General features: G+C 38.0%; 29 protein-coding genes and 1 pseudogene. 9 read left to right on the top strand and 21 right to left on the bottom strand.

Annotated features, from left to right (window positions below; genetic code table 11):
• Window positions 1–191: 191 nt before the first annotated feature.
• The 6 genes from ACE198_RS00845 to ACE198_RS00820 all read right to left on the bottom strand — a co-directional run bounded on the left by ACE198_RS00845 (window position 192) and on the right by ACE198_RS00820 (window position 4,968).
• Entirely contained in the window at window positions 192–356 is a 165-nt protein-coding gene (locus ACE198_RS00845) for a hypothetical protein (protein WP_375374350.1), read from the bottom strand.
• Window positions 357–385: 29 nt separating this feature from the next.
• Entirely contained in the window at window positions 386–778 is a 393-nt protein-coding gene (locus tag ACE198_RS00840) for an MBL fold metallo-hydrolase (RefSeq protein ID WP_375374349.1), read from the bottom strand.
• 307 nt (window positions 779–1,085) lie between these two features.
• Window positions 1,086–1,970: a DMT family transporter gene (locus ACE198_RS00835; RefSeq protein ID WP_375374348.1), complete on the bottom strand. Its 885-nt coding sequence runs from the start codon at window positions 1,968–1,970 to the stop codon at window positions 1,086–1,088.
• Window positions 1,971–2,133: 163 nt separating this feature from the next.
• Window positions 2,134–2,925 (bottom strand): putative hydro-lyase, encoded by a 792-nt coding sequence (locus tag ACE198_RS00830; protein WP_375374347.1) that lies wholly within the window; start codon window positions 2,923–2,925, stop codon window positions 2,134–2,136.
• A gap of 32 nt (window positions 2,926–2,957) precedes the next feature.
• Window positions 2,958–4,196, bottom strand: a complete 1,239-nt coding sequence (locus ACE198_RS00825; RefSeq protein WP_375374346.1) for an NRAMP family divalent metal transporter — start codon at window positions 4,194–4,196, stop codon at window positions 2,958–2,960.
• A gap of 1 nt (window position 4,197) precedes the next feature.
• On the bottom strand, window positions 4,198–4,968 hold the full coding sequence (locus ACE198_RS00820; RefSeq protein WP_098575992.1) for a LamB/YcsF family protein: 771 nt from the start codon (window positions 4,966–4,968) through the stop codon (window positions 4,198–4,200).
• A gap of 273 nt (window positions 4,969–5,241) precedes the next feature.
• Between ACE198_RS00820 and pxpB the strand changes: the two genes are divergently transcribed.
• Entirely contained in the window at window positions 5,242–5,976 is a 735-nt protein-coding gene (pxpB, locus tag ACE198_RS00815; RefSeq protein ID WP_375374345.1) for a 5-oxoprolinase subunit PxpB, read from the top strand.
• Window positions 5,973–6,968, top strand: a complete 996-nt coding sequence (locus ACE198_RS00810; protein ID WP_375374344.1) for a 5-oxoprolinase subunit C family protein — start codon at window positions 5,973–5,975, stop codon at window positions 6,966–6,968. The genes pxpB and ACE198_RS00810 overlap by 4 nt, the downstream gene beginning before the upstream one ends.
• A 376-nt stretch (window positions 6,969–7,344) precedes the next feature.
• On the opposite strand, the gene ACE198_RS00805 is transcribed toward ACE198_RS00810, so the two are convergent.
• On the bottom strand, window positions 7,345–8,100 hold the full coding sequence (locus ACE198_RS00805; RefSeq protein WP_375374343.1) for an IclR family transcriptional regulator: 756 nt from the start codon (window positions 8,098–8,100) through the stop codon (window positions 7,345–7,347).
• A 455-nt stretch (window positions 8,101–8,555) separates the two neighbouring features.
• On the opposite strand from ACE198_RS00805, the gene ACE198_RS00800 reads away from it, so the two are divergent.
• Complete coding sequence (locus tag ACE198_RS00800) at window positions 8,556–9,053, top strand: acyl-CoA thioesterase (RefSeq protein ID WP_098575996.1); 498 nt, start codon at window positions 8,556–8,558, stop codon at window positions 9,051–9,053.
• A gap of 110 nt (window positions 9,054–9,163) precedes the next feature.
• Here the strand turns inward: ACE198_RS00800 and ACE198_RS00795 are convergent, their stop codons facing one another.
• From ACE198_RS00795 to ACE198_RS00785, 3 genes are all read right to left on the bottom strand, one after another.
• On the bottom strand, window positions 9,164–9,562 hold the full coding sequence (locus tag ACE198_RS00795) for a DoxX family protein (RefSeq protein ID WP_375374342.1): 399 nt from the start codon (window positions 9,560–9,562) through the stop codon (window positions 9,164–9,166).
• A gap of 79 nt (window positions 9,563–9,641) precedes the next feature.
• A complete protein-coding gene (locus ACE198_RS00790; protein WP_375374486.1) occupies window positions 9,642–11,198 on the bottom strand; it encodes a DHA2 family efflux MFS transporter permease subunit in 1,557 nt (518 codons plus the stop codon).
• Between the two features lie 308 nt (window positions 11,199–11,506).
• Complete coding sequence (locus tag ACE198_RS00785; RefSeq protein WP_251461867.1) at window positions 11,507–12,160, bottom strand: HlyD family secretion protein; 654 nt, start codon at window positions 12,158–12,160, stop codon at window positions 11,507–11,509.
• A gap of 234 nt (window positions 12,161–12,394) precedes the next feature.
• Between ACE198_RS00785 and ACE198_RS00780 the strand changes: the two genes are divergently transcribed.
• From ACE198_RS00780 to ACE198_RS00755, 6 genes are all read left to right on the top strand, one after another.
• The gene (locus ACE198_RS00780) at window positions 12,395–13,015 is read left to right on the top strand and encodes a TetR/AcrR family transcriptional regulator (RefSeq protein ID WP_375374341.1); all 621 of its coding nucleotides are present in this window, start codon (window positions 12,395–12,397) and stop codon (window positions 13,013–13,015) included.
• Window positions 13,016–13,142: 127 nt separating this feature from the next.
• A complete protein-coding gene (locus tag ACE198_RS00775) occupies window positions 13,143–13,628 on the top strand; it encodes a CBO0543 family protein (protein WP_375374485.1) in 486 nt (161 codons plus the stop codon).
• Complete coding sequence (locus tag ACE198_RS00770) at window positions 13,625–14,092, top strand: CBO0543 family protein (protein ID WP_375374340.1); 468 nt, start codon at window positions 13,625–13,627, stop codon at window positions 14,090–14,092. The genes ACE198_RS00775 and ACE198_RS00770 overlap by 4 nt, the downstream gene beginning before the upstream one ends.
• 162 nt (window positions 14,093–14,254) lie before the next feature.
• A complete protein-coding gene (locus tag ACE198_RS00765; protein ID WP_375374339.1) occupies window positions 14,255–14,881 on the top strand; it encodes a histidine phosphatase family protein in 627 nt (208 codons plus the stop codon).
• A gap of 199 nt (window positions 14,882–15,080) precedes the next feature.
• On the top strand, window positions 15,081–15,290 hold the full coding sequence (locus ACE198_RS00760) for a TetR-like C-terminal domain-containing protein (RefSeq protein ID WP_375374338.1): 210 nt from the start codon (window positions 15,081–15,083) through the stop codon (window positions 15,288–15,290).
• 229 nt (window positions 15,291–15,519) lie between these two features.
• On the top strand, window positions 15,520–16,413 hold the full coding sequence (locus ACE198_RS00755) for a LysR family transcriptional regulator (RefSeq protein ID WP_375374337.1): 894 nt from the start codon (window positions 15,520–15,522) through the stop codon (window positions 16,411–16,413).
• 218 nt (window positions 16,414–16,631) lie between these two features.
• Here ACE198_RS00755 and ACE198_RS00750 read toward each other — a convergent pair whose 3' ends face one another.
• The 11 genes and pseudogenes from ACE198_RS00750 to ACE198_RS00700 all read right to left on the bottom strand — a co-directional run bounded on the left by ACE198_RS00750 (window position 16,632) and on the right by ACE198_RS00700 (window position 26,044).
• On the bottom strand, window positions 16,632–16,880 hold the full coding sequence (locus ACE198_RS00750; RefSeq protein WP_375374336.1) for a DUF2798 domain-containing protein: 249 nt from the start codon (window positions 16,878–16,880) through the stop codon (window positions 16,632–16,634).
• A 227-nt stretch (window positions 16,881–17,107) separates the two neighbouring features.
• Window positions 17,108–18,142, bottom strand: coding sequence for an amidohydrolase family protein (locus tag ACE198_RS00745; protein ID WP_375374335.1), 1,035 nt, complete (start codon window positions 18,140–18,142; stop codon window positions 17,108–17,110).
• 34 nt (window positions 18,143–18,176) lie between these two features.
• A complete protein-coding gene (locus tag ACE198_RS00740; protein ID WP_098576005.1) occupies window positions 18,177–19,091 on the bottom strand; it encodes a VOC family protein in 915 nt (304 codons plus the stop codon).
• Window positions 19,092–19,185: 94 nt separating this feature from the next.
• The gene (locus tag ACE198_RS00735; protein WP_375374334.1) at window positions 19,186–19,665 is read right to left on the bottom strand and encodes an aromatic-ring-hydroxylating dioxygenase subunit beta; all 480 of its coding nucleotides are present in this window, start codon (window positions 19,663–19,665) and stop codon (window positions 19,186–19,188) included.
• Window positions 19,662–20,945, bottom strand: a complete 1,284-nt coding sequence (locus ACE198_RS00730) for an aromatic ring-hydroxylating oxygenase subunit alpha (RefSeq protein WP_375374333.1) — start codon at window positions 20,943–20,945, stop codon at window positions 19,662–19,664. The genes ACE198_RS00735 and ACE198_RS00730 overlap by 4 nt, the downstream gene beginning before the upstream one ends.
• Window positions 20,946–21,037: 92 nt before the next feature.
• On the bottom strand, window positions 21,038–21,289 hold the full coding sequence (locus tag ACE198_RS00725; protein WP_375374332.1) for an SDR family oxidoreductase: 252 nt from the start codon (window positions 21,287–21,289) through the stop codon (window positions 21,038–21,040).
• A 658-nt stretch (window positions 21,290–21,947) separates the two neighbouring features.
• Window positions 21,948–22,121, bottom strand: a complete 174-nt coding sequence (locus ACE198_RS00720; RefSeq protein ID WP_180230215.1) for a hypothetical protein — start codon at window positions 22,119–22,121, stop codon at window positions 21,948–21,950.
• Between the two features lie 450 nt (window positions 22,122–22,571).
• Window positions 22,572–22,781, bottom strand: coding sequence for a 4-oxalocrotonate tautomerase (locus tag ACE198_RS00715; protein ID WP_257148613.1), 210 nt, complete (start codon window positions 22,779–22,781; stop codon window positions 22,572–22,574).
• Between the two features lie 38 nt (window positions 22,782–22,819).
• Window positions 22,820–23,608: a 2-keto-4-pentenoate hydratase gene (locus ACE198_RS00710; RefSeq protein ID WP_375374331.1), complete on the bottom strand. Its 789-nt coding sequence runs from the start codon at window positions 23,606–23,608 to the stop codon at window positions 22,820–22,822.
• Window positions 23,609–23,652: 44 nt separating this feature from the next.
• Window positions 23,653–24,431, bottom strand: a pseudogene (locus ACE198_RS00705) (2-keto-4-pentenoate hydratase).
• Window positions 24,432–24,556: 125 nt separating this feature from the next.
• A complete protein-coding gene (locus tag ACE198_RS00700; RefSeq protein WP_375374330.1) occupies window positions 24,557–26,044 on the bottom strand; it encodes an aldehyde dehydrogenase in 1,488 nt (495 codons plus the stop codon).
• Between the last annotated feature and the right edge of the window lie 71 nt (window positions 26,045–26,115).

The raw sequence follows: 26,115 nt of genomic DNA, 5'->3' as shown, positions 1-26,115 counted from the left end.
ACTCTCTCACCGGATGCTGAACATGAGATTCCTTCTGATTAAATGTAATCCCCCCATCTTTCATAGCATTTAATAGTTCCTTCATGAAAACTATAGTGAACTGAGCCATTTTAGATAACTTGTTGAATTAACGCAGATAAATAAAGTACCCCTACTGAATTTATTATTTTAAGACCTAAACTATAAAGACTTTATATTCTTACAAATTTATATTGTTTCCCTTCTTTGTATACGCTAATTTCACCCTTTGCAGCTAGATAACGTAGGTAGGCATTGGTTTCCCCAAGTGCAATCCATCGGTCAAGGACACTTGAATCTTTTGGAAATAGAATTTGTGATAGTTGGTATGCATTCATCTCTCCAGTTACATGCTCGTATACGAAGCTTATCCGATCTTCATAATATGTAGAATCTCGGTAATCCGCGCTTGTGCATCCGTAAAAATTGGACCATGTCCTGGAAGCACCAATGAAATTTTCATTTTTTGCATACTTTTCAATGAGTCGAGGTAACTGCTTAATGGATTTTCATTTCCGTAGCCATGATATGAAATATAGGGGATTGTTTCTCTAGTCAAGTGATCGCCTGCCAGGAGAATCTGTTCTTCTCTGTTATAAAAGCAAATGTGGCCGTCAGAATGACCGGGCATGTGTAATGCTTCAAAAAGGAACTCACCAATCCCATAAAGGGTATTGGTTTCAAGGGGACGCAGACTGTTTAGAAACCCGTTTGCTGATTTATTCACTGGTTGTAATTGCTTGACTAGTTCTTCAGGCATACCAGCTGCTAAGTAAAAATTCCGAACTGAAAGACTTTTTACAAGCTTTTTTTATTTGATTTCTTCCCCATATTCTGCCTCCAAGTTTTAGTAATCACAAAATAATACCACCCCCAATCTCTATCCTTCCCCATTTACTGATTTCAGTATACGAGATAGAATTTTCTTATAAATTTAGAAATGGTAAGCGTTTTGTCGATGACGGCAATACAAAGTAACTTACTAAACTTGAAGACATGAAAAAGTTGCCTGATCCCCAATGCTTTAACGCATTGGGGGTCCGGCACAAAATACAAAACTGTAATTCTTACATATTCCTTTTGTATTTAGGCTTATACCGGAAATTCACAAAATGAATGCTTATTCCTACTAGCAGCATCCCGATAATCAGTGGATATGTCACCTTTTCTCCTAAGAAAAGCACTCCGAGAATAACAGCCACAATCGGGACGAGAAACGTATAGGAACCCACTTTGCTTGCCTTACCGGCATTAACAAGACTGTAGTAAAGAATGTATGCCAATGGTATGCCAATAGTCGCACCAAAGCCGAGGCCAGATATGTAAAATCCATTCCATTCGATGGCAGACCAACTTTCGAACACTGATCCGATACTTAGGAGGAAAATGCCGCCGATGATACATTGAAGCGCCACCATCCAAAACGAATCTACGTCTCTGCTTACTTTCTTAACGTAGATTACTCCGAACGCCCAACTTATTGCAGTTAGTAACCCGAGTATGACTCCGATTGGCGAGATATGGACTGTCAGACCATCCACACTAACCACCGCTATCCCTACAAATCCTAGAAGCAGACCAAGTATTTGGACTGGCGATAAATATTCACCAAGTAACAGCCAAGCGAAAAGGCCCAGTAAAATCGGCTGAAAATAGACAAGAACGGAAAACAATCCACCCGGTAAATAGAGCAATCCTGCTGTCTGAAGCCCGAAAAAAAGGATGGTGTTAAAGAAAGCCGCTATAAAGTACTTCTGCCAGTTCTTCCGCCAATTTATCTCCTTCCGTGTCTTCCAAATGATAACTGTCAGCAGGATTCCTCCTAAAAGTGCACGCAGTCCCGCATAAAGCAATGGCGGTGAATAGGGTACTGCTAATTTATTGATTGGCCAGCTTGCTCCCCAGATCAAAATGAGGACGAGAAGCGCAGCAGTTGATTTTGTAAACACCATCTACATCCCCTTTTCAACGACTAAAAGCATGTCGCAAGTGTAACTGCAAAGTTCGAAGAGACGATGCACTAATGCATCGCCTCACTTTAGTAAGATAATTTATACATCCTACTATTAGAATTTCATTTCTATTTTACTATAAAATTATGATTACAAATACGTCTTATAAAACACTCAATTCTTCATCTTTTATATCACTGATAAACATACATCCTGGTGCATGAGTAATCATGATCGAGGGCTTACTTTCCATCGCAACCGCTTGAGGAGTTACACCACAAGCCCAAAATACCGGAATCTCCCCTTGTTTAAATGGGACAGCATCTCCAAAATCAGGTTTTGAAATATCCATGATGCCAATTTGGCTAGGATCCCCGATATGGATTGGTGCACCGTGTACTGCTGGAAAACGTGACGTAATTTGAACGGCACGGATTGCATCTTCTGGTGTCATCGGCCGCATACTAACGACTGTCGGACCCTCAAACATGCCTGCTTTTTGGCACTTAATATTCGTTTTGTACATCGGAACGTTACAGTTCTCTTCGATATGTCTGATTGGAATACCGCCCTCAAGGAGGGGTGTTTCAAATGTAAAGCTGCAGCCTAACAAGAAGCCAACCATATCGTCTTCCCAGTACTCAGTAATATCTGCGACTTCTTCTGTAAAAACACCGTCTCGATAAATACGATATTTCGGAATGTCTTTACGGATATCTGCACTTTTGGCAATCATTGCAGGAACATAGGAGCCAGGCTCCGTCACGTCCAATAAAGGACATGGCTTCGGATTCCGCTGGCAAAAAAGCAAAAAGTCAAAGGCATGCTCCTTTTTTAAGATAACCAAGTTGGCTTGGGTATTCCCTTTTGACATTCCTGCCGTCGGTCCAGTAATCTCTTGTTTCCGAATCAACTCTCTTATTTCTTGCGGCTCCAACGTTTCATATTTCCCCATAAAGCTACCTCCCAAATTGGCTACTTATAGAATTACTTAAAAACCAATGGCAATTGCTCGATCAATGTCACTATACTTAAATAGCCCATAATCACTACCACAAAGCCGCCCGTAATCGTCAACCAAAGCGGATGCTTATACTCACCAACAATACTTTTCTTATATGCAGCAACTAATAATGTACCTAATCCTATTGGCAAAATAAGTGCGTTTAATGCTCCAACAATAAGCAAGATTGTTACTGGTTTTCCAACAACGGCAAACGTGGCAGTTGAAATAACGATAAATGCAATAATGACCCAATTTTGGTTTTTCTCAATAGCAGGATGAAATGTACGGATAAATGAAACCGACGTATACGCCGCTCCAACAACAGATGTTACCGCCGCAGCCCACATGATTACACCAAACATCCGATATCCCACGTCACCTGCAGCCAGTTGGAACACTGAAGCTGGCGGATTCGCTGGATCAATCGCGAGTCCTTTTGTTACAACCCCAAGAACAGCCAAGAATAATGCCACCCGCATAACACCGGTAACAAGAATCCCTGTAACAGAGCTTTTCGTAACGGCTGGCAATGCTTCAACACCTTTGATACCCGCATCTAATAAACGGTGTCCACCTGCAAACGTAATATATCCCCCAACCGTTCCACCAACAAGCGTAACGATCGCGAACATGCTAATCTTTTCCGGCATAACCGTATTCACAATCGCCTCTCCAACCGGCGGTGATGTTGTGAATGCTACGTACAGCATGAGGAGGATCATAACAAACCCTGCAGCTTGCGCGACCTTGTCCATCGCTTTACCTGCTTCTTTCACAACAAAAATAAAAATCGCTAACAGTGCACTAATTACAGCACCTGTAACTGGATCCCAGCCAAGCATGGCATTCAGACCCAATCCAGCACCGGCAACGTTTCCGATATTAAATGCCAAACCCCCAATGACGATAAGGATGGCCAAAACCACTCCGAGTCCAGGGAACACTTTATTGGCAATTTCTTGTCCACGCAGCCCGGAAACGGCAATAATTCTCCAAATGTTCATTTGTGAAAAGATATCTAATAATAATGAAATTAAAATAACAAATGCAAAGCTTGCAGCCAATTGCTGTGTAAATACAGTCGTTTGTGTCAAAAATCCAGGTCCAATGGATGATGTCGCCATTAAAAAGGCGGCACCGAGTAAGACGCTTCTACTTACCTTCTTTTTCCCTGTCGCTTTGGCATTTTCCTGTATAACATCAAATTTAGGATTTTCCATATTAAACCTCCAAGTTAGAGATTGCAGTTACAGTAATATTCTTCTTTTCTAACGTTTCGTTTATATATTTTGCAAAGGCTAAGGCGTGTGCACCATCTCCATGAATACAAATGGTATCTGCACGAAGCGAAACTTCTGTTTTCTGCTGGGAAACTACTTTTCCTTCGGTCACCATTTTCACAATTTGCGTAACCGATTGTTCTTGATCTGTAATCAATGCATCCTCTTGTGAGCGGGAAGTCAGAGACCCGTCCGCTTGATACGTGCGATCTGCAAACACCTCATGTGCTGTTCGTAAACCGATCTTTTCGCCGGCCTTTGTTAATTCACTGCCCGCAAGGCCGAATAATATCAATGACGGGGATACGTCATAGACCGCTTGTGCAATGGCTTCAGCAAGTTTTCGATCCTTTGCCGCCATATTGTACAAAGCACCATGGGGTTTTACATGCTGCATCTTTTCATTAAAAGTCATTAAAAACCCTTGCAATGCCCCAATTTGGTACACAACCATGTCATATCCTTCTTGAGGTGTAATCGCCATCTCTCTTCGCCCGAAGCCGTTTAAATCTGGCAAACCAGGATGAGCTCCAATTTTGACACCATGAGAAATAGCCATCTTCACCGTTTCTCTCATCACACTGGGATCTCCACCATGAAAGCCACAAGCAATATTTGCAGATGTGACGTATTTCAAAATTTCTTCCTGTTCCCCAAGCTTGTAACGGCCAAAACTCTCCCCTAAATCACAATTCAAATCGACTTGAAACATATTTCTCCCCTCCATTGATCACTCGTCTACTAATGCAATAAGCGCTCTCATTTGTTCCACGTTTCGGAACTTAGGTTTTGAAACTTAAACCCATTCTAGCATAATTATTTTCAATTGAATATATTGTTTGCAAAATTATATGAAAATTATAAATATCATAATATTCTATATTTCAAGACTTGTATTTTAATTTGAATGTAAACTATAATGTTTGTAATATCCGTTTGACAGAACTTAGTTACCGAAATTCGAAACCTAGAGGAGCTGTTTAGAATGGCCCATCAGAAAAATAATGCGAACATAAGGCCTTTAGGGGATTCTGCACTAGTCATTCAATTAGGCGATGGAATCAGCCCCGCCACCCATGAGAGAGTGAAAAATCTTTCCAGCTTATTAGAAAAAGAGCCGTTTACAGGATTGATTGAATCTGTGCCGTCTTATAATAGCTTGACTATTTATTACAATCCTGTTGCCGTCTATTATTCCAGCTCAGACAAAGAACTATCAAGTCCTTATAAAAAAGTCAGCGCTTTCATTTTAGCGTTGCTCGATAAATTAGGAACAAGCGAAATATCCGAACAACGGCTGATAACAATCCCCGTCCTGTACGGAGGAGAGTTTGGTCCAGATTTGGAATATGTAGCAAATTATCACGGCATTTCTGTTGAAGAAGTAATTCAAATTCATTCGTCAAATGATTACTTGGTCTATATGATTGGCTTTGCACCAGGGTTTCCGTTTATGGGCGGAATGGACGAAAGAATTGCCACACCACGAAAGGATTCACCCCGACTTGCCATCACTCCGGGATCTGTTGGAATTGCTGGTAAACAAACAGGCATCTACCCGCTGGAAACACCGGGTGGATGGCAAATTATCGGCCGTACTCCGCTTGATTTGTTTCTTCCAGAACTTTCACCGCCAACCTTATTACAGTCTGGGGATAGAATCCGCTATGTACCGATAACGCTTGAAGAGTATGCTGCCTATAAGGAGATGAAACAATGAGCATTAAAGTGCTTCATCCAGGATTATTGACTACGATTCAAGATTTAGGGAGATTCGGCTCACAAAAATTCGGGGTCATCGTCAGTGGAGCAATGGATCCCATTTCTCTTAGAGTTGCAAATTTACTTGTCGGAAATGACGAAGGCGAAGGAGCACTTGAAATAACACTTTTTGGGACCACTCTCCAATTTGAAACTGATGAATTAGTTGCCATTACGGGAGGAGACCTGCAGCCCACGATTGATGGAGAAAAAGCACCCATGTGGCGGCCGGTCCTGATTCGGAAAGGATCTATTTTACAATTTAAATCCGCCATGAGTGGGTGCAGGGCCTACGTGGCATTTGCGGGCGGAATAGTGGTTCCTGAAGTTATGGGTAGTAAAAGCACTTATCTTCGTGCAGCTATTGGAGGACTTCAAGGCAGAGCATTACAAAAAGGGGATGTGTTTGAATGTGGAGACTTCAATCCGCTCAGCCGGGCATTCATTCATCAACTAGAAGGAATGACGACTCATTTTAAATGGTCTGTCAACTATAAAGAATTTTTGACGTTCAATAAAACACAAACGATTAGGGTTTTACAAGGGGCTGAGTTCGAGCGTTTCGAATCGGACAGTCAACAAGCGTTTTTTTCAAAGCACTATAGATTAACAACTCAAGCGGATCGGATGGGCTATCGGTTAGAAGGCGAATCACTCAGCTTATCAGAGAAATTTGAGTTGTTATCAGAAGGGGTCACTTACGGTACCATTCAAGTCCCTTCAAACGGACAACCCATTATTTTAATGGTGGATCGACAAACAACCGGAGGATATCCAAAAATTGGTCAAGTCATTTCCACTGATCTACCTTGTTTAGCACAGATGCAGCCAAACGCACACATTCAATTCAAGGAAGTGTCACTTGAACAAGCAGAAGTAGAATTAATCAAGCAAGAGCAGTTGCTTCGTAAAATATCGATGGGCATTCATTTTAAAGCATTTCATAAATGAGAGGACATAAGCGGATGAAAATCGACAACTGATTGCTGATACGGCACTGCCACATCCCCCTTTAGAAGTTGCCGGTAATACTGTTTCTATGCACGTCCAACCAACAAAAGTAAATTAAGCGGAGATTTTCCGGTTAAATGTAGAATGTAGCTCGTTTCGGGGTAAATAAGGGAAGATTTTCCGCTTATGCAAAGAAAAATCTCCCCATTTCATGTTTTTCGAGTAAATAGGCGGAATCTCTCCGTCTATTTACGCCTTTTTTAATAATAATTACGATTTAAGCGGAATTTTTCCGTCTATTTATCAGCTCGGGTGCTTAAGCTGATCCCCCAACCGATAAGTGCGAACCATTGATGCAGAGACCGCCCCGTTTTTTTTATTCCGTATAGCCTAAACGCGTTGAAATATCCTTTGCAACGCTTTTTATTTTTTTCGCATATCTCTCAATGTTCTCACCCTGATAATTTGCTTCGATACCTGCGATACTTATACCCGCAACAACTTCCCCTTTGTGATTAAAAATCGGAGCGGCAATGGCAGATGTATGGTTTTCCAATTCAGAATGGCTAATTGTAAATCCATCTATTCTCGCCTGTTTTATCGCTTCATAAATTTTATCCTTGTCAGTAATTGTACCAATTGCAAATGATTTTGGCTCAATGGATTCGAGGTATGACTGCACTTCCGAATCAGGTAAAAAGGACAAGATCGCACGTGGACAGGCACCAGCATAAAGCGGGCTTTTCCTTCCTATCGCAGTATACAGACGAACCTTTTGTTTGGTGTCAATCTTCTCAATATAGATTGCTTCATTACCATCTCTAACAATCAAGTTAATTGCTTCCTTTACATCATTATGCAATTCATTCATAAACGGATAAGCAATCTTACGTAAATCAATCCTGCCCAAAACCAAATGACCAAATTTGAGAAACAAGAGTCCAAGTCGGTATTTCGAATCACTTCCTTTTTCCAAGAACTCCATTTCCTCTAACGACCTGAGCATTCGATAGACTGAAGTTTTCGGAATCCCCGATAGATTAATAATTTCCTGAAAGGATAATTCGGTATGCTCTATAAATAAATTTAATACATCCATCGAACGGACAACCGTTTTGTTTTTGTTGTTCATAATCGTAGCCTCCTTCCCATTCACCATTTCGGATCGTAGTTACTCCTGCGATGATCTTTCTAGTATTCCATAAGCTTTTCTACCATTCCACTTTAATATACTCCTTACGTATTCTATACAAAAATTATTCTACATGAAAATTCAGGTTTGCACAGGTTATTGGAAAAAGATGATTATATTTAGTAAATTCAAATGAAGATTCTCTCCTAAAAGTGCCCATCCGAAAAAAGCACTGACTAAAGGTGTAAAAAAATATCCCTTTTTTCCCCATATCGATTTTTCTTATAAGTAAGTATAATTTTCTTTAATTTCAATTATTCAGATAATTGTATTATCCTTATCCGTAAAGCATCTGAAGTTTTTAAAAGGAATAGTTTTAAAATTATGGGAGCAAAAAATTCTCGGAACGTTTGCAATATAGTTCTTTATGGTTGGATAAGTAGGGGGAGAATTTAATGGAAGCAAAATTTTGTAAAGAGTCTAGAGTTATACGAACAAGTCGTGTATTCCCAAATGACGTAAACAATCACAATACATTATTTGGCGGACGATTAATGAGTGACGTGGACCAGGTAGCGTCCATTTCCGCAGCTCGTCATAGTCGCACAGAATGTGTAACAGCCTCTACCGATTCAGTAGACTTTTTATGTCCCATTCATACATCAGATTCGGTTTGTTTTGAATCCTATGTGACATGGACAGGTACATCATCCATGGAGGTTTTTGTAAAGATTATTGCTGAAGATTTAAAAAGTGGTGAGCGTAGAATTGCAGCTACTGCTCTATTAACGTTTGTTGCACTTGATCAGCATAAACGTCCAGCACATGTTCCACAGGTCATTCCTGAAACTGAAGAAGAAAAAAAATTGCATGAATCTGCACCGGACCGAGCAATAATGCGAAAGGAGCGAAAACAAAAGAGCAAAGCATTAGCTGCATTCTTAACACACTAATAGAAGTTCGATTTCTATGAAAAATTCGAGTAAAAGCAAGGAAATGGCCTTCATCATGGGATGAAGGCCATTATTTGCGCAAATAAAACTAGCAGAACTATCCGTTTGAACTATGCCTTATAAATTAAAACATACTCACCTGGTCCAATGAGCGCCACCCCGAGGACTACAGCGATCAAAATAAAGTTATATTCATAACCGCCTTCAGTCAGCCAAAAGCCATTCCTGCCATGAATGGTGAAGATGGCGTCAATCATAACGATTGTGATAAGTATTGCACCCAGCCAGGTGAACAGTCCCGCTGAAAACAGCAGTCCGCCAGCCAATTCAAATATTCCTGCTAAAATTGCCCATGTCTTGCCGCCTGTCTTGATTCCGATCGACCCTAAATATTCACCAAATTTGACTACACCTGGACCGCCAAACCAACCAAATAATTTTTGGCATCCATGCCCCACGAACGTCATTCCAACAGCCAATCGAATAATCAAGAGCCCTAAATTAATCATTCCTACCCCTTCTTTCAAAGACGATAGCCCAACATTATTAAAGCCGGACAACTAAATATTCCATTTAACTTACTACTTTTTACTGTTGATTTACTCGGGACCGTTTGATGAAGAACGATAGAACTAATGCGACAAATGCGATACCGGTTGCAACAATAAAGGCATCATTAATCCCTTCAATCGTAGCTTGCTGCATGGTTTGACCGTAAATCAAATAGGTGGAGAGCTCTTTTCCGGTTGCAGCCGGCAGGTTCGTGAAAGCTGACAAACCTTGAGCTAGCTGCGATAAACCGCTGGTTATAAAAGAATTGGAACTTGAGATGGCATCCCCATACTCACTATAATGAAATCCTTGTCTTGTCGTCATGACTGTAACTAGGAAGGCGGTCCCTATACTTCCAGCGACTTGCCTTGCGGTGTTCGAGGCAGCCGTCCCATGAGCACCAAGGTGACGTGGTAACTGATTCAGTCCTTCTGTCATGACGGTCATCATGATAAAGGACATTCCAAACATCCGCATCACGTATAAAAACAGAATATGGCCATAACTGGTTGTCATACTCAGACTGGTAAATCCCCATGTGGTAAGTACAGTAATCGCCAATCCAGTAACGGCTAGCCATCTTGCCCCGATTCTATCAAAAAGGGCTCCTGAGATAGGGGACATTATGCCCATCACGATGGCACCCGGAAGCATCAACAGACCTGATTGTAAAGCTGTATATCCTCGAATGTTTTGCAAATAAATCGGAAGTAAGATCATGGCGCCAAACATAGCCATGTTAACAATCATACTGATAACAGTTGTTAAGGCGAAAATATCATATTTAAAGACCCGTAAATCAAGCATTGGCTTTTCTGCAGTCAGTTCGCGCCAAACAAAACAGATTAAAGAAATTATTCCAATGATTAAGGAGATAACCACCGTTTTGCTGGACCAGCCATCATTACCCGCTTCACTGAATCCGTATAACAAGAACCCAAAACCTAGAGTTGAAAATAAAAATCCTGAGAAATCAAATTTAGGATTTGTGACTTTAGTAACGTCCTTCATCCACATGAAGCTAAGAATCAAATCAAGTACACCGATTGGGATAACAATATCAAACAATAACCGCCATGAAAAATGGCCAATGAGCCACCCGGATAATGTTGGACCAATCGCAGGAGCAAATATCATGACAATCCCCATAATCCCCATAGCCTTGCCGCGCTTTTCCGGAGGGAATAAGGCAAAAAATACAGTCATTAACAGGGGCATAATAATACCTGCACCGCAAGCCTGAATGACCCTTCCAATCATGAGCATACTAAAGTTTGCTGACACTGAACAAACTACTGAACCCAATGTAAATAGAAAAATGGCGCTAATGAACAGTTTTCTTGTTCCAAACTTCTCTATTAAATAGGCCGTTATAGGAATCGCAATTCCGTTTACTAACATATATCCTGTGGAGAGCCATTGTACGGTATTGGCTGAAATCCCCAAATCATTCATAATATGAGGAATCGCTACATTTAGCAAGGTTTGATTCAGAATAGCAACAAACGCACCTAGCATTAAAGCCGCAAGAATTTTTCCGTTTCCTGAATCTTTCTCAGAATCGGAAGCAGATGGTTCTTTCTTCTTTTTCATGCTTTCTTTCGGCTGAACATCCTCCTCTGCATCTTCCAATTCTTTTTCCAGATGAGCGGAATCTTTCAACACTTCCTGTAAGGAAATATCCTCAGCCGTTATGTCCTTGATTTCAATCAAAGGTTTATTTTCCTTAATCTCCTCTTCGTTAGTCTCAGGGAAAGCGGTCTTCTCGATTACCTCTTCATTCATCTTTTTTGTATGTGCTTTATTTAATCTCTTTTTATTGAATAATCTTAAATTTATTAAGAGTAACAGCAATAGGCCTAAGACAACATAAACAGTGATATAAATTAGCATGTTATCACCTACTTATGAATCCGTACTGTTACGTTCATACCGGGAACGATGGCTACACCTTTATTATCATCAATGGAAATTTTCACTGGAATCACTTGAGTCACTTTGGTGTAGTTCCCTGTATTATTCGAACTTGGTAACAAAGAGAATGTTCCAGCCGTCGCTAAACCAATTTGCTGCACTTTCCCTTTTAAAGTGTTATTTGGAAAGGCATCCACATAGATATCGACATCCTGCCCGATTGTCACTTCATCAATTTTGGTTTCCTCAATATTTGCTGTAACCCAAAGATTATTAAAATCATATTCTTTCGCTAATGGTGTTCCTGCAGCCACAAATGAATTTTGAACTCCACTATTCTGAACGATCGTCCCGTCTGTTGGCATTGTCACTTTCATATCAATAGGTTTACCTTTTTCATCCGTTGTTGCAATGGCTCCAACTTTAGAATCCTTTGAAAAACGATCACCAAGATTGACTTCCCAATTAGTCAATTTGCCATTGGCCGGAGCCGCAATCGTTACTTGTTGTCCTGCTATTTGGGCATTATCCGTCGATAAATAATTTACGGCTCCATTATAATAAGCATATCCTCCAACACCACCACCCACTAATATAAGTAGAATAATAACGTTCAATAACAGCAATTTTTTAGTGCTCATTCCTTTTTTCCTCCCTTAATGGATGAATAGCTTAAAGCGTACGGTTTCGTGCTCTCCCTTCCTTTGCTTTCCTTACTTAATAACGTATAGAATGAATTATAAATAATCTATTTTTGAGCGTCAATAAACAAAATGACACATTGTCATTTGGAATATTGACAAATAAATATAGGAATATTATCATACTTTTAATTCTATTATGACACGTTATCATTTCAAAAAAGGAGATCGACAATGCCAAAACAAACCTTTTTTAATTTATCAAACGAAAAACAAAGATCATTAATGACTGCTGCTAAGAAGGAGTTTTCGAGGGCCCCTTTACATGAGGCTTCCATTTCGAATGTGATCAAGGATGCTGGAATACCCAGGGGAAGTTTCTATCAATATTTTGAAGACCTAGAAGATCTATTCTACTATTTATTACATGAGCATTCGCAACGGAATTATGAGCGATTTATCGCAATCATCAAAATGAACAATGGAGATTTATTTGAGTCTATTATGGATTGGTTTAAAGGCATTCTTATTATTTTTGAAGAACCAGAAAATCGACAATATTTTAAAAATGCCTTTTTAAATATGAATTATAAATTCGAAAAAACATTTACTCAGAATATGTATGGGGAAAGAAGAAAAAGCAAATTTTTTGAAATTATCCACTTAATTAACCCGGAGAATATAAACATATCGAATGAGGAAGATCTCTACCACATCTTTAAAATGCTGATGGCTGTTTCGTTTCAAAATCTCGCCCATGCATTCGGGAAAGAGATGCAAATTAAAGATGTTATAAAGACCTTCTCGTTGGAGATTGAATTACTTAAAAAAGGTTTTTATAAGGATCCTAAATAAACTTAGAGATGGTTAGTATTCAAACCCCGTTTTAGCGGCTTATGGACTGGAGAGCTGTTTTTTTATTTGAATATGTTAGTAAAAGGAGGGAATGGTAAGAAGTAGAAAGGGTGTTTTTCCGGTGAATATGGAAAGATGGATAGTGGCAGGTTCCTTATTGTTAAGTATTATTTCGCTAAAAAAATTGGTACCAAGTGAGAAATGGAGAGATGCGTGGATATTATTTCTATTTCTCCAAGTAATTACTTGGCCAGCAGGATTATTTGCTGTTGAAATGGGCTGGATTGATTATCCTACACAATTACTCCCGCAGGCGAATAAGTACAATAAGACAAGTTTCTCATTTGAATTCTTCATATTTCCAATAGTTGCTATTTTTTTCAGCTTATATTACCCCTATAAAATCAAAAGATTGAAGGCTCTGTTATATTACCTGTATTTTGCGGGTTTCTTTACATTTTTAGAAGTAATTCTTGAAAAGTATACTACTCTGGTAGAATATCACGATTGGAAGTGGTATTGGACATTATTAACTGTGATGATTTCTTTATTTATTAATCATAAATATTATTTCTGGTTTAGAAAACGATTGATCAAGGTAAAAAGTTTATGAACAAAGAAATTCTTATATTATTATTCTCTTGGATAATATCAATACTGTTACTGTTTAAATATATACCAGTCAATCGGAAACGAACGGCTCATTTAACATTTGTATTTGTCCAGGCAATCGCTTGGATATTCCAATATTTTCAATTATTATTTGGATTAGTGGAATTTCCTTATAGAGAATTTGACTATGCCACACGGATGAGTTTTTCTTTACATTATCTAACTTATCCTACATTCGGTGTATTATTTATTATGTTATATCCTTTAAATAAAGGGAGAATTAGAATAATCTTGCATTTTTTAATCTTTGCTCTAGCAATATCAACATATACATTTTTAATTGAAAAGTATAGTTCTCTTTTCGAATTTAGGAAATGGAATATATATATTGGCATTCTAAGTAATATGATTATTTTATACATAGTGAAAAAATTTGTTTTTTGGTATCAAAAAGGGTTAGTTTAATTAATTATTGTGTTAACAAAATAATAATTTTTCGAGCTTATTTCACAGAAGCTCCTGGTTGGATTGGAAATGCTTGGTGAATTTAATTACAAACTACTCGAATGGTGTGGTAAAATTCAATTTATCAATCTATTAAATCCAATACAAAGCAGGTGGTTACGCGTGTCCTCTGAAAAAGAAGTGAAGCTTTATTTTGTTCGGCATGGAGAGACCCTTTTTAATGTAGAGAAACGATTACAAGGATTTTGTGATTCACCTCTTACGGATAAAGGAATTGAACAGGCGAAATCTGTAGGAATTGGTTTATCTGATATCGAATTTAAAGCAGTATACGCAAGTGAAAGCCAGAGAGTGGTAGATACGGCTAGGTATGCCATTGGCCATCGAAACATCCCCATCATAACGGATCCACGTCTAAAGGAAATGAACTTTGGTGCTTTGGAATCCCTATTACAAACGGAAATTCTAGCTCAATATGGGAATATCCTAGAAACATTATTTAGCATTAGCGATTTAAATCTGTCAGCACCTGAAGGAGAATCCTACTTACAGCTTTTTTCACGGACAAACACTGCTATCAATGAGATTGTTCATAAACATAAACATGACGGTGGCAATGTTCTAGTATTTTCACACGGGGTTACAATCGGCAACTATTTAATGCAATTAGCAAAAATGAGCAGTTATATTCACCATGATAATTGCAGTGTTTCTGTAATCAGCTATTTGAACGGTGAATTTTATGTAGACAGGATTGCTGACACTTCTTTTAGAGATAATACAAAATAAGATATTTAGATAAACTAATATAAGTACTAATCAGCCATATAGTTTGAAATTCTTCCCAAAAGAATATCCCAAAATTTCAATAAAAAAGGCTCTGACGTCTCCCCTGAACTGTGACCCATAAAGTGGACAGTTTAAAAAAAGACCTTTTTATGCAGCTAGTAGATGACTCCGGCCCAATACCGAAAAAAATGGATCTCAAGTGCTAAATACCATTTTGAAGTCTGCGTATGTAAGAACTATCGAAGAACAAAAAAGACGGTTTCCACCTGCTAATAAGACTCAATTAGAATACTATTTCACTTATACAACAGGAGGAACGATTGATTTCGTACGAAAATGGAGCATTAATGATATGAAAATTCCACCTGAAGAAGTTGTCCGCATCTTAGAAACTATGTATATGACCTAATCTCAAAAACATTATTTTTATTAATGAATGATTATACACATTTTATTGAAGGCCCGGTATTATAAAAATTTTTTTGAATTTTAGCCGTAAAAATAAGATTTTTTTGATTAGAATTTAACATTTTTAAAATCTATAATTAATGAAAGCGCATTAATACAAGCCTCCGGAATGCTTATATTGATATCATAATATAAAAGGAGCTCATTTTTTCAAAAAAGGAAGTGATGTAATGGATGATGAACAACTCTTAACCTTCATTACTGTTCTTGAGTTAAATAATTATTCGCGTACAGCAGACCTCTTGAATTTAACACAGCCCGCGGTAACGGCAAGAATCCAAAAATTAGAAAATGAACTGGACTGTAAATTATTTTACCGCGACGGAAAAAGGATCCTATTGACTAAGGAAGGAACTGCCCTGTATCCATATGCACGTAAAATATTAAACTATGTAAAAGAAGCAAGACAGGTGATTGAAGGTATTAAAACTCCAATGATTACCATTGGATTATCACCTGCTATCTCTGTTTCGATTGTCTTAGAGGTTTTATCACTGCTGCGCAATACAAGTGAGTTTTCGTTTGAACTAGTGGATGCAGCGGACTCTGTAGAAGTTTCTAAAATGATTGAAGATGGGTCAATCGATATAGGGCTGGTAAGAGATGTAATCCCATTTACAAATCTGGAATCTGAATATATTTTTCATGAAAAGCTTGTTTTTATTGTTGGAAAAGACCATCCATTAGTTGGAAAAGCTGAAATTTCCAAAGACGATCTTATTGACCATACGATGATTTGCTATCTTAGGGAAACAGCCTTATGGCGAAAAATTGATGAAAGATTAATCGGAGTAAGAAATCTAAAACGAATTGAAGTTGGCGGATTCGAAATGGTATTATCGATGATTAAAAATAACTGGGGTTTTAGTGTCGTACCAGAACTAATTCTAGCTAATGACACAAATACACACAATAAAGATTTATGTACCGTCCCTTTTGCTGAATTTAAAGATCTCACTTATAATGTTGCTGGAATATATAAAAAGGATTCTCCAAAATTAGAAAGGCTTCTTCTGTTTCTTCATACTTTTGAAACTACTTTAAAAAATTTAAAAACTATTTAAATATGTATACGCTGTCATCAGCAATAACAAAGGACATTCCATATAAACAGAAATGTCCTTTGTTATAAATCTATACCGTTTCTTTAATAAAACTTGCTTTATTTAACCCCAGAAACTCGATAGCATTTTCTCCAAGCATTTTTTATCTTTTCCTCATCCAAAACATTTTCTAGCATTTCGACTACATTTCCTGGTAGTGCTTCTCGCAGCAAAAATGTCTAGTCAGTACCCATGATGATGGGATCAGCCCCCAATTTTTCAATCACTAAAATATCATTCTCAATTATTAATGGTTTTTCTACAAAATTAATCTTTTTCATTATTTTTTGTATTACTTTAGGAAAAAAGTAATCTCCAAAAAAAGCACAAATAAAAGCATGTGACCAAGTTTTTAACCATGCATGTAAAAATTTTCCATCATAACCCTTATTTATTAAGACTAATAGTAATGAAATAAAAAAGGACATACTAAAAGCCATTAAAAGTGCAAAAATGATATTTTTTATTTAATATTAATATTTATTATTACTCATCTCCTCATCATTTAATTTATCTACATTTTTATCTTCGAATACCTTCATACATATTGTTTCAAATAAGAACAGAACAAATAACAGATATTTCCTGATCTATAGAACCTATAGGTCAAGATAAAAGAACATTCCTATTAAAATGGAATGTTCTTTTATTTGGCCTATTCCGATTCTTTAATAAAACTCTCTTTATTTAATCCTAGAAACTTAATCGCATTTTCTCCAAGCATTTGTTTCTTTTCCACATCCGAAACATTTTCCAACATTTCAACTATTTTCCCCGGTGGTGCTTCCCGCAACATAAATGGATAATCTGTACCCATGATAATATGATCAGCACCAAATTTTCCAAGCATAAATTGGAGATTGCACGGATCGTAAACGAGCGTATCGTAATAGAGTTTCTTCGCATAATAGCTTGGTGGCCGTTCCGTTGTGCGAATATGTGGCCATACTTCCCAGGCTTGGTCGATTCGCGGTAATAAATACGGCAGGGACCCTCCGCCATGGGCAAAGCAGATTTTTAATTTTGGAAATTTATCAAGAATACCGCTGAAGATTAGGCTTCCTGCCGCAAGAGCTGTTTCGGACGGCATTCCGATCGAATACATAAAGTTATGGTTTGGCATTCTCTCTACTCCGACCGTGGCCCATGGATGAACTAAAATGGGTACATCCAATTTTGCCGCTGCCTCCAGAAATCTTTGAATCTCTGGATCATCGAGGGTTTTTCCATTTGCGTTGCTGCCAATTTCAATCCCGATCAGCCCCAGCTCGTTAACTGCTCTTTCCATTTCTGCAATCGCCAAATCCGAATTCTGCAATGGTACCGTTCCAAGGCCGACAAAACGATCAGGATATTGGGCTACTACCGAAGCTATAAAATCATTTTGTGCTTTCGACAGCTCTAAACACTTTTCTACATCTGCCCAATATGTAAACGTAACCGGAATCGGAGATAAAACTTGGACATTGACACCTTCTGCATCCATTTCAGCGAGGCGCTTTTCAGGATTCCAGGCATTCTCGTCGACTTTTCGGAATGACTTTCCATCCTTGTAAATTTCAGCTCCACAGCTGCACGTATGCTTTAAAATCGGAAAACGATCATCCGCATATTTTTCCGCAAAATCAGGAAAATTCTCAGGAATAATATGGGTGTGAAAGTCAACCCGGAAATTCTCACCTTTTGACACGATGCTGCCTCCTTAAAGGTTAATTGTTGATTGATTATTGATTAACTTTTTCCAGGTCTTCCTTTATCAATTTACCAACTTTTCCCCATCCTGGTTTAGGTTTTCCTCCCCATTCATCAAGGGTATGCATGGTTGGTTCTAGACGGCGAGGCTCTCTTGGATTTTCCTCCGGAAATTCTTCCATTCCTTGACTATACTCAATCGTCAAGCCGTCAGGATCCGCAAAATATAGGAAAATGCTACCCGATGGGTGATGTTTTCCTGGCCCAAAAAGAATCGGAACATTGTTATCCTTTAATCTATTAACTTGAATCCCCACATCATCTACACGTTGAGCTTGATAAGCAAGGTGATTCAATTTATTTTCTTTTCCTTTTGTCAGGGCAAAATTATGATGAAATGGAGTTCCAGCTGCCCTTAACCAGGCCCATCCCGTTTCCCTTCCTTGGATATCTGAAATATTGAAGTTCAAAACATTCGTAAAGAAATCAAATAATTCGTCAAATTTATTAGTTTCATAAACGACATGAAGAAGTCTCGTAATTCTGGCCTTCTTAGGAACAAATGGTGTACCCATTTGCATAATTTGCACATAAAATTCATACGTTACGCCTAAATATGGATCTTTAAAACGCAATGTTCTACCTTGGGCCAAATTTTGGCACTCCTCTGCGCTTAATTCGACAGGATTTACACCTTGTTTCGTTAAATGGTCAAACACTGCTTGAAATTGGTCTGCCTTTTCAAGCTCAAATGCTACTCTTTTTAACCCAGGTTCTTCTCCTTGTTCAAGGATTAAATTGTGATGGTCACCGCTGCATCGAAGGTATGCAGCATCAAGAACCCGTTCAACAAATTCCATACCAACAATATTTTCATAAAAATCTACCGATTTATTAAGATCAGTCACGCTTAACACAACATATCCCAACTTTTTATAACGAATCATTCAAAAACCTCCTATATTTGAGGATCTGACCCTCATAGCTTAACCGCGTTAATGTGTTAATTCGTATGAACCCCAATCAAAATCTGACTTCATATTATAAAATGATACTTACTTTTCCGTGCGGGCGGAGACTGTCCAATTTGAGAATGACTTTCTTGGATTGAATCTTTAATTTTCCATTTTCTTTTACCAAAATGTATTCGTTGACCCCGACATAATTGTCCAGTACTTCACGTTTCGTACGGTAGGTAGAGAAATTGCATCTGACTTTTACGGCATCCCCTTCATTATTAACGATTCTTACATTCGTCACATTGTGAAGAGTAGTGGAGTGTGGGTATTCTACATGGGCTTCTCTTTTCAGTAATCGTAACGCCCGCTGTTCTAAACGGGCACGATCATCATGAACAAAGAAAAGCGATTTTTTAAAATCCGCATCAGGATTTCCGATGGGCGGAATCACATACGTTCCATTGCTTGAGAATAATGCAGCCCACTCCTTTAACTTAAACTCATCAAGAAGCTCCCCCTCATGGAATAAAAAATCTTCAATTTCCTGACGTGTTATGTTCATACTTCCACCTTCCCAGCTTCTTCTTTTTTGCTTTCCGCTGCTGTCATCCGTTTATCCCATTCACGCCAAAATGCACGCATTTGTTCTTCATCCGTCGCTTGGGGAATTTCCCTGTTCATTCCTTTGGAAATATCATTCCATCCGACTTTTTTAGTATTTAAAAAGCCTTCCTGGCATAGTTCAAGTGCTTCATTATCATCCGGAGTCGCAAAACCGCCTGGCCCTAAAAACTCTAAGTAGCTGTCATTCCGGACCACCCTGAAACCGTCTGTTTCATTTATAGGAGATAAAGCATAGGCGGTTACTTGCATATAACCCGGTTCAATAGGATAAAAGGTTCTGATTGCAATCGCCATGATATCATTGATGACTAGGTTAGGGAAAATTAAAATATTGCGGTTCTTTTTCGAAATGCGGTGGGCTCTTTCTTCGCCAAATTTTTCTACTAAGCGAGCATTGTTTTTGTCGATAATTTCTTTCGCCTCTTCACCGTAACCTTCAATCCATTTTCCGATTGGTCTTGGCCACGGGGCATAATATTCCATTACGGCATGTCCATTCCCCAGAGCGCGTGCTTCCCCTGCAAGACTGTCTTTTTCCATTATTCCGCCGCGGGTCGCAACAATATCAAAATAAGTTTTATGGGTTGGTACCCCGTGGTATAAATCAAAACTATTTTCACAAAGTAATTTCCAGTTCGCTCGTACGCTATATTCTTGGGGATCCTGCAAAACTTCCATTCCAACTTCTGTTTGATCTGCCACCAAGTCGAGATACTCTTTGGCACCTGCCAGGTATTCCTCTAATGATATGGCGTTGTCATCAAAGTTAACGAATACGAAACCGCGGTAACTTTCAAGTCGTTTGACAGCCAGCATATTTTTGGAGCCATCGCAGTTATGGTCTTCCAAGAAACCAAATTTATCAGGTAATCCGACTAATTCCCCTTGCGTATTAAAGCTCCACGCATGATAGAAGCAGCGGAATACTTTTGAGTTTCCTTTTCCTTCACGGCATACGAGCGCTCCCCGGTGTGGACAGGAGTTATATAATGCCCTTATCACCCCATCATTACCGCGGGTAAATAAAAGGTTTCGTCCACCAACTTTTCTTCTATGAAAATCGCCTTTATTCGGTACTTCTGATTCATGCCCGATATATAACCAGCATTTATCAAAAATTTCATTGCGTTCGATTTCTAAAATTTCCGGATCAATAAAAACTTCACGATTTACTTTGAATAAACACCTCTGTTGATCATCCTTAAGATAATTGCTCATTGGCTCTCCCCCTAAATAAGTTTTTTTGTAAACCTGCTCATCATCTATGTCAGTTCTGAAAGAGGTTTTAGAAAACCTTAAAATCATTTTTATTACATCGTGCTTCCTTCATTTACACTAATCACTTGGCCCGTAATAAAAGTCGCCTTATCGGAAGCAAGGAATACGATGGCATCCGCCACTTCTTCCGGATTGGTCCCTGTAACCAATACAGTCGCACCTACTTGTGATAAACCAATTGCAACCGCTTTCCCAATTCCTTGTGAAGAACCTGTTACATGGCTACTCTCCCTTCCAAAAGATAGGCTTGTGATTGACTCTACGACTCGACATGCTAATATCACCTCTTTTCCTTGTAATCTCTTTTTTGGTTTGTAAAGAAAATAGTCTGTTTCCTTTTTGTCGTGACAATCAAATACACAAAAACTAACATCGTTCCGGATACCTCAACTAAATGTAATCGCATCCAAAATATAACTCAGTGTGCTTAGGTAAACAGCGTTTAATGCATTTTTCCAGATAATATCTGAACATATTGACATTTAAAATTTCAGAATATTATCTTAATTGGTTTAATTTTAAATCTTTTTTTTGTGAAAATCTAATCGAAATATTCTTACCTTTATTGACTAAATTCAAGATTTTATTTATATATAAACATTATGAATACTCTGTTAACCCCTGTGCAAAGAGATGATTTAAAAGGAATAATAATAGATTTCGTTTGTCCTGAGTAAATTTTAAAGACATTTAAATAGTCATGACATAATAAAAAAAGGTAAGGGGAGCTCGAAATTATAAAAGGAATAAACTAAAAGAATCTTTATATTTGTTTAAAATCACTTGAAAAATTTACCATATTAAAAACCCCCTTAAGTAGGATTATTAGTCCAACTTAAGGGGGTAACTTCATTAAGTTACCTTTTTCTAATGACTAAAATATTGTTTATTACAGTGTATTTACTGCTAAAAAAGTTTCCTCCCCTCCGAAAAGAGAACCCGTTACTTTTCCTCCTGGCTCCTATTTGTTGAAACTGGATGAATTACATAATAGAATCCTAAAATATTTTCAATTTCTCCTATGTCTAAATATTCATCTGATAAATCTTTAAGCACTATCTGTGCATCTTGAATATCCAATTTCTCTAGTTTTTCAATGAGTTCAGATACTGTCATTTCTTATTTTCCTCCATTAAAATGAAAAGCTTCCCTTTACCGATGTCTGCAATGTTTTTATAAGAGTTTGTACCTAGAAGATAGACCTGAAAACAATGGATTATCATATATAAAAAATTCGTTAATTAAATGATTAAATCAGACAGATATAAAAAATACCAATTCAACAAGATGAATGGGTATGCCTTTAAATCTATTTCTACTATGGCTAATCATAAAGATATGAGTGAATAACAAGAAGAGGTGTAGAACCTCCCTTAGGGGATGTTAGTACCTCAGGTAAATCGACAAACCCGAATATTTTCGAATTTGTCGACAGTCTGAACTCCCTTTCAAAAAATATAGGGAGTTTTAATTTTTTATTTCTAAGGTTGTGAAAAATCCTTTATAAAAACAACTAATAGTTTGTCATTTTTCTAGAATACAGTTACTAGACTCATGCTTATTCGTTTATTTTCTATCAGAAACCGGTACACCGGCAACTCCCCAATGAGTTTTTGGCATTTCATTTACCAATACTCGAACGCCAGTTTTTGGTACAACTAATGTTTCAACAACAGTATCAGTAATATTTTCAATTAATGCTTTTATTTTTTCAGGTGGTCTACCTTCCATAATATTTACTTGAATAAGTGGCATGGTAATTCCCCTTTCATAAATTATATTTTCCTATTGTAATATGTTTTAAAATTGCTGATTTATTTACCAACAGAGAAAGTTACTTCGCCCAAGCCATCAAATTTACCTGAAACAACGTCGCCAACTTTTAACAATATTGCACTTGTTAAGGCTCCCGATAATATGATTTCGCCTTTTTTAATTTTATCTCCTTTTCTGGCGAGCATGTTTGCCAATACTGCAATGGCATTGGCAGGATGTCCTAAAACGGCAGCCCCAGCGCCCAATTCTTTAGTTTGGCCATTAATGGATAAAGTCGCCCCTACTAATTCAAGTTCAAAGTCATTTGGTTTTCGAAGTGTGTTACCAAATACGACCCTTGAAGTAGATGCATTATCAGCAATTACATCTGTGTGGGTAAAGTTAAAATTTTCATAGCGGCTATCAATAATTTCAAGTGCAGGTAAAACATACTCTGTTTTAGCTAACACTTGTGAGCCGGTAATTCCAGGTCCTTCAATATCTTCGCCAATCAAAAACGCAATTTCTGCTTCCACTTTTGGATGGATCAGATCAGAAAATGGAAGAACACCACCGTTATCGATCAACATATAATCAAACACATATCCGTAAATTGGCTCAGTAACGCCCATTTGTTCCCACTTCGCCTTGCTTGTTAATCCCATCTTAGGGCCAATGATTCTTCGGCCCTCGTCTAATTTTTTTTGAACAAGCAGTTCCTGTGCCTGATAAGCTTCCTCAACTGTTAAATCAGGTTTAAACGTCTTAGTTACCTTTACAACTTCACGTTTTTCTACTTCCGCAGCAACTAAGTAATCAGCAATTTGTTTAATAATTTCACTTACCATACCTTTTCCTCCTTTGATCCAGATTCAGTATCTATTTATGCCAATTATTTAAAGTTAACGCTTACTTGACCAAGATGAGCAAATCTTGCTGTAAAATTGTCGCCCGGATTAACGACAACCATGCCGGAAAGTGCACCCGAAAGGATTACTTCACCTGCTTTAAGAGTAATATCATAATCTGCTAAACGATTCGCCAGCCATGCAACACAAGTTGCCGGATTTCCAAGTGCAGCGGCTCCAACACCTGTATTGGCAACTTCACCATTTTGCAAAAGTACCATGCCTATTAATTCCAAATTAATATCTTGAATTTTTGTAGGCTTGCCACCCAATACAAATAATCCGGATGAAGCATTATCAGCGACCGTGTCTGGTAGCTTAATTTTCCAATCTTGTATCCGACTATCTACAATTTCTAAAGCAGGAACAACATAATCTGTTGCTTGTAGCACATCAAGAACAGTTACACTCGGACCTTTTAAATCTTTCTTTAAAATAAATGCAATTTCACCTTCTACTTTCGGCTGAAGCATGTTTTCACAAAAAATAGTACCTCCATTTTCAACGACCATGCTGTCTAATAGATGTCCATAGTCAGGCTCATCAACACCCAACATTTTTTGTACGGCAACAGAGGTTAATCCAATTTTTTTGCCAACAATTTTCTGTCCTTCAGCTAGCTTCTTTTTAATATTTTCCAATTGAATATAATATGCCTTATCTACAGTAATTTCTGGATCTACCACAGTTAGCGGATTAATTCCAACGCGTTTTTTTCAGCTTCTAATAATTTAGCAGCAAACTTTTCAATTTTACTAGTCAATTGAATATATCCTTTCTATTATAAATGTATTTTGACACTGTTTAGTATAAGCTGAGAAACATTCAAAAAAGTTGCACGGTATATCTTATTTAAACCGTGCAATATATCCATGTTAAAAAATAAAATTAAAGTTTAACACAAATATTAGATATTTCAGTGTAGAATTCCCAACTGTGACTACCGCCAACACGACCTAGTCCACTGTCTTTCGTACCTCCGAATGGAGTTCTAAGATCACGTACAAACCAGCAGTTGATGTAAGATAAACCTGATACAATTTTTTGGGCTACACGGTGTGCACGACGGATATCGTTAGTCCAGATTGTGTTACTTAAGCCCATCCGAGTGTCGTTTGCTGCCGAAATCACTTCTTCTTCTGTGTCAAATGGAATAACTGTAACAACCGGTCCAAAGATTTCTTCACGAACACAACGAGATCTGTCATCTAGACCAGTAATGATGGTTGGTTCTATGAAATATCCTTTATCCAAACCATCAGGGCGCTTACCTCCTGTAACGAAAGTACCGCCTTCTTCTTCTGCAATTTTCAGGTAGCTCATTACTTTATCATAGTGTACTTTGGCGACTAATGCGCCTTGATCATTGCTCATATCAAATGGATCGCCAACTTTTAATTCTCTTGTTTTAGATGCAAATCTTTCTACGAATTCATCAAAAATTGGACGTTCAACATAGATTCTTGAACCGCAGACACAAACTTCCCCTTGATTTGTAAAACTTGATCTAATGGTTGTTGCCACTACTTCATCAATATCGACATCTGCAAAGATAATGTTAGGGTTTTTACCGCCTAATTCGAAAGAAAGCTTTTTTAGTGTAGGCGCAGCTTCTTCCATGATTTTAGCACCTGTAGATACTTGCCCGATAAAACCGATACCAGCAATGTCAGGGTGTTTGTTGATTGCACTTCCAGCACCAGGTCCAAAACCGTGAACCAAGTTTACAACTCCATCCGGAACACCAGCTTCTTTAAGAATTTCCATTAATCTTGTTGCAGTCATCGGGGTTATTTCAGATGGCTTAATCACTACTGTACATCCTGCAGCCAAAGCTGGAGCTAATTTCCATGTTAATAAGAATAATGGAAGATTCCATGGCTGGATTAATCCAACTACTCCAATCGGGCGGCGATATCCGTAGTTAAGCGCATAGTGAGTTTCATCTTGGTATGCCTCTGTTCCTATAGAAATCATGTAATCAGCAAAAAAATGGAAGTTTGCTGCTGCACGAGGAGCATCAACGTGACGTGAGAATTTAAGGTGCTTACCAGTATCTAATGATTCTAATTGTGCAATTTCTTCCTGTCTTGCTTCAAGAATGTCACCAACTTTGCGGATAATTCTTGAACGTTCATTTACAGTCATTTTTCCCCATGGGCCCTCTTCAAAAGCACGTTTAGCAGCTTTAACAGCTAAATCAATATCTGCCGCGTTTCCTTCTGCAACTGTACCATAAACTTCCTCAGTTACAGGATTCACGTTATTAAACGTTTTTCCATCTACAGATTCAACAAATTTACCGTCGATATAATGTAAACAATCAAATGGTTTTACGATAGGTTCAACTACTGTTTTAGTTTCGACTTGCGCCATTCATAATTCCTCCTTGGTTTTGATTTTAATATTTTCTAAATATAGCGTTAATGCTTACATGTTTTATGTTA

This window comes from Neobacillus sp. KR4-4 (genome assembly GCF_042136325.1).
Lineage (GTDB): Bacteria > Bacillota > Bacilli > Bacillales > Cytobacillaceae > Neobacillus.
This window is presented reverse-complemented; position numbering and strand designations above follow the sequence as displayed.

What these genes read in the sequence shown, in the direction of transcription:
- ACE198_RS00750 (WP_375374336.1), bottom strand. Translation starts at nt 16,880, where the DNA reads ATGTCCTTTTTTATTTCATTACTATTAGTCTTAATAAATAAGGGTTAT.
- ACE198_RS00755 (WP_375374337.1), top strand. Translation starts at nt 15,520, where the DNA reads ATGGATGATGAACAACTCTTAACCTTCATTACTGTTCTTGAGTTAAAT.
- ACE198_RS00840 (WP_375374349.1), bottom strand. Translation starts at nt 778, where the DNA reads ATGCCTGAAGAACTAGTCAAGCAATTACAACCAGTGAATAAATCAGCA.
- ACE198_RS00775 (WP_375374485.1), top strand. Translation starts at nt 13,143, where the DNA reads ATGGAAAGATGGATAGTGGCAGGTTCCTTATTGTTAAGTATTATTTCG.
- ACE198_RS00820 (WP_098575992.1), bottom strand. Translation starts at nt 4,968, where the DNA reads ATGTTTCAAGTCGATTTGAATTGTGATTTAGGGGAGAGTTTTGGCCGT.
- ACE198_RS00835 (WP_375374348.1), bottom strand. Translation starts at nt 1,970, where the DNA reads ATGGTGTTTACAAAATCAACTGCTGCGCTTCTCGTCCTCATTTTGATC.
- ACE198_RS00785 (WP_251461867.1), bottom strand. Translation starts at nt 12,160, where the DNA reads ATGAGCACTAAAAAATTGCTGTTATTGAACGTTATTATTCTACTTATA.
- ACE198_RS00845 (WP_375374350.1), bottom strand. Translation starts at nt 356, where the DNA reads ATGAATGCATACCAACTATCACAAATTCTATTTCCAAAAGATTCAAGT.
- ACE198_RS00825 (WP_375374346.1), bottom strand. Translation starts at nt 4,196, where the DNA reads ATGGAAAATCCTAAATTTGATGTTATACAGGAAAATGCCAAAGCGACA.
- ACE198_RS00720 (WP_180230215.1), bottom strand. Translation starts at nt 22,121, where the DNA reads ATGACAGTATCTGAACTCATTGAAAAACTAGAGAAATTGGATATTCAA.
- ACE198_RS00735 (WP_375374334.1), bottom strand. Translation starts at nt 19,665, where the DNA reads ATGAACATAACACGTCAGGAAATTGAAGATTTTTTATTCCATGAGGGG.
- ACE198_RS00805 (WP_375374343.1), bottom strand. Translation starts at nt 8,100, where the DNA reads ATGAACAACAAAAACAAAACGGTTGTCCGTTCGATGGATGTATTAAAT.
- ACE198_RS00830 (WP_375374347.1), bottom strand. Translation starts at nt 2,925, where the DNA reads ATGGGGAAATATGAAACGTTGGAGCCGCAAGAAATAAGAGAGTTGATT.
- ACE198_RS00790 (WP_375374486.1), bottom strand. Translation starts at nt 11,198, where the DNA reads ATGAAAAAGAAGAAAGAACCATCTGCTTCCGATTCTGAGAAAGATTCA.
- ACE198_RS00700 (WP_375374330.1), bottom strand. Translation starts at nt 26,044, where the DNA reads ATGGCGCAAGTCGAAACTAAAACAGTAGTTGAACCTATCGTAAAACCA.
- ACE198_RS00710 (WP_375374331.1), bottom strand. Translation starts at nt 23,608, where the DNA reads ATGGTAAGTGAAATTATTAAACAAATTGCTGATTACTTAGTTGCTGCG.
- pxpB (WP_375374345.1), top strand. Translation starts at nt 5,242, where the DNA reads ATGGCCCATCAGAAAAATAATGCGAACATAAGGCCTTTAGGGGATTCT.
- ACE198_RS00780 (WP_375374341.1), top strand. Translation starts at nt 12,395, where the DNA reads ATGCCAAAACAAACCTTTTTTAATTTATCAAACGAAAAACAAAGATCA.
- ACE198_RS00740 (WP_098576005.1), bottom strand. Translation starts at nt 19,091, where the DNA reads ATGATTCGTTATAAAAAGTTGGGATATGTTGTGTTAAGCGTGACTGAT.
- ACE198_RS00810 (WP_375374344.1), top strand. Translation starts at nt 5,973, where the DNA reads ATGAGCATTAAAGTGCTTCATCCAGGATTATTGACTACGATTCAAGAT.
- ACE198_RS00730 (WP_375374333.1), bottom strand. Translation starts at nt 20,945, where the DNA reads ATGAGCAATTATCTTAAGGATGATCAACAGAGGTGTTTATTCAAAGTA.
- ACE198_RS00800 (WP_098575996.1), top strand. Translation starts at nt 8,556, where the DNA reads ATGGAAGCAAAATTTTGTAAAGAGTCTAGAGTTATACGAACAAGTCGT.
- ACE198_RS00795 (WP_375374342.1), bottom strand. Translation starts at nt 9,562, where the DNA reads ATGATTAATTTAGGGCTCTTGATTATTCGATTGGCTGTTGGAATGACG.
- ACE198_RS00770 (WP_375374340.1), top strand. Translation starts at nt 13,625, where the DNA reads ATGAACAAAGAAATTCTTATATTATTATTCTCTTGGATAATATCAATA.